The sequence below is a fragment of the Prevotella corporis DSM 18810 = JCM 8529 genome, from assembly GCF_000430525.1.
Taxonomy (GTDB): domain Bacteria; phylum Bacteroidota; class Bacteroidia; order Bacteroidales; family Bacteroidaceae; genus Prevotella; species Prevotella corporis.
The window spans coordinates 1-6,800 of record NZ_KE387158.1 but is presented as its reverse complement, the minus strand read 5'-3'; the positions used below and the strand labels follow the sequence as shown (position 1 = coordinate 6,800).

Sequence of the window (6,800 nt, the reverse complement as noted above, 5' to 3'; positions counted from 1 at the left end):
AATAAAACATTTGTCTCCACATTTGTTTTCTGTCTCTTGGTCATAATCCACTGCTTATCATCAAGTGTTACGATATTGTCTGGTGTGAGATTGGAAACATCAATATATGCTAGACCTGTGAAACATGAAAAGATGAAAACATCCCTTACTAACTCCAAGCGTTGAATAGCAATTTCCTTGTTGGCTATCTTCATAATTTCCTCATCCGTGAGAAAACCTCGATTGACAGGCTCCAAGTGAAAACGATGATTGAGGAAGGGGTCGTGAAGAAGATAACCACGTTTTTGAGCATAGATAGTTACGGTCTTGAGTGCCTTCATCTTCTTGACTGATGTGTTGTAAGCGCAACCTGCCACTGTACTCAGATATAACTCAAAATCCTGTACCACGGATGGTGTGAACTCTGTCAGTCCTACATCCTTTCTTCCATACTTATGAATAAGGAATTCTGCGAAATGCCTTCTTAAAACGCTGTACTTTTGTAGGCTGTCTTTGCTGATGGTGTGTCCGACGCGTTGCCTGATGTCTTCGTTGAATCTGTCGAATACAGGGAGGAAAGTTGTATACTCTCTGTCTTTTCCCACAAAATAAGATCGGATTTTCTCCAATGACAGGGAGGAGTCGTCCTCAAATTTGTGATAGATGTTATTCAGTGTAGCAGAAATAGAGTCCAATGCGGCATTGGCGGATAAAGCTTCAGCCGTCCGACCTTTGAGCCGACTTGTGGCATTGTTCCATACTGTCTTGTCCACGAAGATTTTCGTAGATCCGAAATTTGCCATCTCTCCGTTAAGGAATACACGGAGCATTACAGGCGACTTTCCTTCTTTGTTCTCATAGTTTGAACGTAGGTAGAAGGACACCTTGAAATTTGTTCTCATAATGCATCATTCTTTTGTGTAGCACTCGGCTGCAAAGTTAATACTTAATACATTGAAAAAGAAAGAGTTGATGCCGTCAATATGGTATTCAAAATCCCGTCATTGCTACATTTTTTATTGCTACAATTTTTGTGTAGCAGTTTATGTAGCAGAATTTGACCGAATGATGATTGTCAAAACATAGGGTTATGCCGTCAGGCGATAGAGGTATATACAAAGAAAAATCGTTGTAAAACCTTGATTTTACAACGATTAGCAAATTTTTGAAGGCTAAATTGACAACCTTTGTGAAGTCCTTTTGAAGCCTATTTGCGGAGAGAGAGGCTTGTGAACCTTCGGATATTGTAATCTGTAAAATGGAGAAAACGGCATGAAGACAAACAACAATCCAAAAATAAGAACAAACACTTCCAATCAGCGTAGTTATTTTGATTGGGGCAGCAAAATGCAAGTCATTCGCAAAGGAAACGGAGAGATAGCCATGACAGAGAGTGAACTTGTGAAGTTCTTCGGGGTAACATGGAGGAAACTCAACCACAGGTTGCAAACGATAATAAAATCCTCCAACCTGCATCCTGAAGAAAGGAGTACAGTTGAGAGGGTAACAGTCAGAGATAAGGAGTTGGCAGGTTATGCATCGCTTTATCCACTCCCAATCATTATTGCCCTGTCTTTCCAATTGGATAGCACAGGAGCCCACTTCGTCAGAAAGTATATCATCAATGAACTACAGCGACCGACAACAACTTTAACACCGGTATTTCTTTTTGGAGATACACAGCATTAAATTATCTATATCTTTTTTCTTTCACCGATATTATCCTACTACATAACTACAAATAGGGTAAAACGGTGAAAGAGAAGATGTTGTGGGACCGTTATTATGTTGCGAATTATCTTACTACCAATCTACTACTAACTATGGTAAAATAGGACTGATTGTTCATTTTGGAAATATTTCAAAGACTTCTTTGCTGGTTAGCTAGATAAAATACCCACTATTGAATATTTTGTGTATCTTTCTTTTTATGTAACTTTGGTGAAAAATTATAACCTATAAACATTTAACACATAAGGACATGAAAAAAATTTTATTATTACTATCTGTTATTGCTTTCTTCTCTTGCAGTAATGAGGAAATCTACAATGAAAAAGAGAATGTGAGTCAAAAATTGTCCGAAGAAAATTTCAATGTCACACAAAGTGATATTGAGAAGGTTGTCGTTGATTATTTTTATTCGACACGGACAAGGGCAAAAGGAATTTCTTGCGAAATTGCAGAAATTGACACTATTAGTAACGATGCTAACAGTGCAACCAGAGCAACAATTGACAGCCCACATAACTTGTTGTACATTGTGAGAATGTCAGACGGATCAACCGTGGTAGTAGGTGGCGACAAAAGAGCAGAGCCTGTTTATGCACATTTTGACAATCTCAATTTGAAAATAAATGAAAAGGGAGAATTTGTAGGTGATAGTATCCCTGAAATTATTGGTAATCTAATGGAAAATTATATAGTTGATGTAAAAAATAAAACAACAAATAATAACCAAGTAAACAGCTATTACAGTAATAGGCAACAATTAAATACCCGAGCTGGAGATTCCAATGACGAAGTTCTCCCTAAATTAGCCTATAGATTTACAGATGCATATAAATACAACGAGAACCACAAGAACTACAATACTTTTTCTTCACAAGATATAAGACCTTGGACTATTCATGCTCTTTGTATTGCAATACCTGATGGAAAAGAAATTAGAAGTTTTGACAAATACCAACTAAAGGCTTCATGGAAACGAGCAAAGAAATTAGATGTTACGCAATTAAAAGGAGATATGTATACAGATTTCGTTGAGATGTCTAATAGAATTCCACAATTTAAATTAATGCCGAACTCTGAAATATCAGGACTTATGGCTTTTGAAGCTGTAAAGAATTTCTTTTCGGGTGCAGATGGAATTCCAAGTTTGTCTTATGATACAGACTGGTTTAATATGCTTAATAACTTAAGATTGGAAACAGGCATTTCATATATATATGGGTATCGTGATAGAAAACATCCTACCTTTTTTAGGCACACTTCTTACTATAATTTTAGTTTCTTTTTAGCTGACGGATACAAAAAAATCAATGGAGATTATTATATCCATGTAGTAGGTCCCATTGGTAATTATGGAATTGTATCTGGTTATGTATTGGATTTTAACAGGAAAAATGCAGGTCGCTTCCAAGATACACATTGGACAGAATGGTATGGAGCCCCATATAAGACAAGAACTCTTAATATTCACACGACTAAATATTTACCGCAATGATGATAAAAAGGATTCTGCTATTCATAGCCGTTATTATAATGGTTTCCTGCTCTGACGAAGATAGGAATAGAATTCCAAATATTACCCCAAGTAAGATAGAACTATCCACTGCACATCCAGAAGGCTTTTTCCAGTTTATGGAAGGTGATTATGCGATGTATGAGTTTAGGATTGATTATGGGAAGAATGACACTGAAGTATCAAAAAGAATAACCAAAGAGATTTTATCAAAGGAACAGACTGTCGTAGAACTTTCTGATGGGAATAAAGCCACAATTTATTGTAAAAATGGCATACTCCAGAAAATAGAATTTGACTTTATGACAATAAGCAAGGTACAGACAGGAAAATATAAAGTCCAATTGAACAAAAATAGCATCCAGCAAGTACCTGTAGCAATTTCCTTTGGATTTAGTGTTCCTGATGGAATATCCACTATTGGAATAACTTTTAAATAGCAAAAGATATGAAAAAAATATTTTTATTTTTATCCTTAGCACTTCTTGTTTCATGCAATCAAGAAGAGCTTCCTCAAAAACAGACAACTCCGATTGTTAAAGAAAATAGTTTTAAGGTCGGGAAAAGTGATATAGAAAAAGTAGTTAATGGCTATTTACAAGCGGGTAACACAAGATCTACAAATAATGCTTGTATGATTGTTGGTATTGACTCTATTAATGCGCAAGATAATACGACAAGAGGAATACAGAAAGAGAGTAATCCACAGAACTTATTGTATTTTGTCAAAATCTCAGACGGCTCTACTATCGTTATTGCAGGTGACAAGAGAGCCGAACCTATTTATGCGCATTTTAATAACATCGAGTTAAAGTTTCTTCATGGAAAGTTGATAGAGCAAGAAAAATTACCAGAATCTTTTCTTTTTATGCTTGGGACGGCAGCTACATCAGTTTACAACCGAATGACTCCGGATGCGCCCATAAATTCTCATTGGGACCAGCCTGAAACAAGAAGCTCAAAAAGATATGAGGAATCCGTGCCCCAAAAATGTAATGTAAGGTGGGGACAGGGTAATCCTTTCAATTTACAGTCACCTTCATCAAATGGGAAATATGCTTCTAATGGACGAGCTGCTGCGGGCTGTGTACCTATTGCAGTTGTCCAAGCACTGACAGTGCTAAAGAATGATTTTGGTGTATTCAAAGGGTATGGATTAAAGACTTCTTGGAGCAAACTGAAGACAAAGGAGTATGGTTATTACTTTACTTCTCAAAGTGAAAAAGACGACATTTCAAATATTATAAAAAGAATAGCAGAAAATATTGGTACATCATACGATAAGGATGGCTCTGCGGGGACTGACACTAAAAAAGCTATGAAATTCTTAGGCGATTATTTAGGTGGAATGTTCAGCTATGATACTGATTGGAATAATATTAGTAACAATATGAAAAATAATTCCTATGGTCTTTCGTTCTTATCGGGCAAAAAGCGCAGTAATGGCTGGTTATGGAAAAAACTGGGAATTGATATGCCAAGTTCTGGACATTGCATGCTTTTGGATGGGTACAAAATAATGAATGGGCAGACCCTATACTATATAAATTTTGGCTGGAACGGATCTGCAAATGGCTATTATCTATATGATGATAAGACATGGAAAGAAGATTCTCCCAGGCAATATGACCTTATGATGAAAGTTTATAATTTCCATATAGATACGGATTATGATGATTTTTAAGTTGTAAAAATATTTATACTGTATTATCGAAAGATTAAGACATATAGTTTCTTATGTTACGACAAATATAGCTTCTTTGATAGATGAGGAAGGATATATCAAGATAAAAATCACCTCATAAATAGTTACAGGTAGTAATGCTAAATCTAACAGAGCCGTATCAAACTTTATAAAAAATATGATACGGCTCTGTTCCCATATTTTGGAGTACTCTCATTTAAGATTAGAGGATTATCCTTTTAAAAGTGGAGTTTTGGCATATATTTATATTATATAGTCATCGTGATATTCCATATAGTTATTTCCTTAATAATATTTTCTCCAAATCCGAAGACTTATAGAGTATCTTCCCAGCAAACTGCGTATAGGGGATAATCTTCCTGTCCCGATAGTCCTGCAAGGTGCGAGGGCTGATGTACAGCCGCTCACACACCTCCTTGCCTGTGAGGAAGTGTTCACCGCCAAACAAGGGTTTGTGTGTCTGTGCTACTTCCTTTATTCGTTTGTTCACACTTCTTATGGCGGACAGCACCACCTGCATCTCGTCCGCATCCATGTTCAAATCTCTTACTGATTCCATTGTCCTCTTATTTTATTTGTTGTTCTTTGATTTCTCCGATTTTGTCTGCAACAACCGCTCCACGTCCTCACGCCTGTAATAGCACTTGTGCCCGATTTGTGTAAACGGTAGCACGCCCGTATCACGGTAGTGCTGCAAGGTGCGCTTGCTGATGTTGAGTAGCTGACATACATCCCCATTGTGCAGCCAATCGGTGTGCTGACTCTGTTCTCCGAAAGCTTTGTGGCAGGTCTGAGCAAGATTGAGTATCTCATCCCTCAGTCTTGCCCAATTTGAATCCGTAATGATAAAATATCCCATAGTTTTATTATTGTTTTGTTTGTATTTCTGTCTTGTTGGTTTAATAAAACCTTTGTCCGTTTTGCGTTTCACCGCATATTTCTGCCTGCAAAAGTAGAGAGTGTTTGCCATACTTCAAAGCACGAGGGAACAGCAGGGAAATAGAGGGAAAAACATGGAAATGGCAAAAGGATTGTCGCTCTCTTTCTTTGTCTCTTTACTCCATTTTATCATATCCTTTTAGCCAACGCAATACGATGCGTATTGTAGCAAATTACCACCTGCCTTTCTTGCATTCTTTACACACTTGTCCTCTTGTTTGGGGCTTAAATCCATACTTTCCAACAGTTTCTTGTCAAAAATCCGTGAGAAATTCATTGCCAATTTGCGCAACATTATGCAAGCACTCTCCGAATGCTTGGAACTTTCCAGTTCTCTTCATAACTTCACTCTCGGAAACCAAACCAAGCATATAATGAAACGAAACGCAGATAAAGGCAATTCAGTGGACGAAAATAATACGCCCAAGCAAAGGAAGACTTCCTCCAAAAATGGTGAGATAGAAACTTATCTCTCCTCTTATTATGAGTTCAGATACAACACGGTGTTGGGGCGAACCGAATACCGAAGCAAGGAAGATGCTCACTTCTCAAAAGTGGGTCGCTATGAAATCAATACACTCCGCAGGGAACTTGACAACGATGTGGGGATTATCACATCTTCCGACAACCTCTATTCCATTATAGAGAGCAGCTTCTCTCCACGTATCAACCCTATACAGGAGTATTTCAAGGGATTGCCCTTGACGGATATTGGTAATATCTGTGGTAATAATAGTGGCAATAGCGATAGTTGTAATCATGAAAGTAGTGGCAATAATGAAAACAATTGCTGTTGTGATATTTCTTCCCTTTCACTGAAAGCCATTCCCGAACTGGCAAGTTGCGTTGTGATGCGCAATCATGAAAAATGGCTACCATATCTCACCAAATGGCTCGTGGCAGTGGTCGCCAATGCAATGGACGACCGTGAGTGCC

The 6,800-nt window shown here is 37.5% G+C and carries 7 protein-coding genes and 1 pseudogene; 5 read left to right on the top strand and 3 right to left on the bottom strand.

All coding sequences use genetic code 11. The annotated features are described in order from the left end of the window. Positions 1-881: site-specific integrase (locus tag H515_RS13620; RefSeq protein WP_036891956.1), on the bottom strand; the 881-nt coding region annotated here is incomplete at its 3' end. A gap of 370 nt (positions 882-1,251) precedes the next feature. Between H515_RS13620 and H515_RS0111960 the strand changes: the two genes are divergently transcribed. From H515_RS0111960 to H515_RS0111945, 4 genes are all read left to right on the top strand, one after another. Further along, on the top strand, positions 1,252-1,668 hold the full coding sequence (locus H515_RS0111960) for a hypothetical protein (RefSeq protein ID WP_025878088.1): 417 nt from the start codon (positions 1,252-1,254) through the stop codon (positions 1,666-1,668). A gap of 292 nt (positions 1,669-1,960) precedes the next feature. Further along, complete coding sequence (locus tag H515_RS0111955; protein ID WP_004335666.1) at positions 1,961-3,202, top strand: hypothetical protein; 1,242 nt, start codon at positions 1,961-1,963, stop codon at positions 3,200-3,202. Further along, positions 3,199-3,660 (top strand): hypothetical protein, encoded by a 462-nt coding sequence (locus H515_RS0111950; protein ID WP_004339658.1) that lies wholly within the window; start codon positions 3,199-3,201, stop codon positions 3,658-3,660. Before H515_RS0111955 ends, H515_RS0111950 begins: the two co-directional genes overlap by 4 nt. 8 nt (positions 3,661-3,668) lie before the next feature. After that, on the top strand, positions 3,669-4,904 hold the full coding sequence (locus tag H515_RS0111945; protein WP_004335662.1) for a C10 family peptidase: 1,236 nt from the start codon (positions 3,669-3,671) through the stop codon (positions 4,902-4,904). Positions 4,905-5,202: 298 nt separating this feature from the next. Here H515_RS0111945 and H515_RS0111940 read toward each other — a convergent pair whose 3' ends face one another. Beyond that, complete coding sequence (locus H515_RS0111940; protein ID WP_004339656.1) at positions 5,203-5,484, bottom strand: helix-turn-helix domain-containing protein; 282 nt, start codon at positions 5,482-5,484, stop codon at positions 5,203-5,205. Between the two features lie 12 nt (positions 5,485-5,496). After that, entirely contained in the window at positions 5,497-5,784 is a 288-nt protein-coding gene (locus H515_RS0111935; protein WP_004335658.1) for a helix-turn-helix domain-containing protein, read from the bottom strand. Between the two features lie 376 nt (positions 5,785-6,160). Between H515_RS0111935 and H515_RS0111925 the strand changes: the two are divergent. Continuing rightward, positions 6,161-6,800: pseudogene (locus H515_RS0111925) on the top strand (VapE domain-containing protein); the annotation flags it as partial.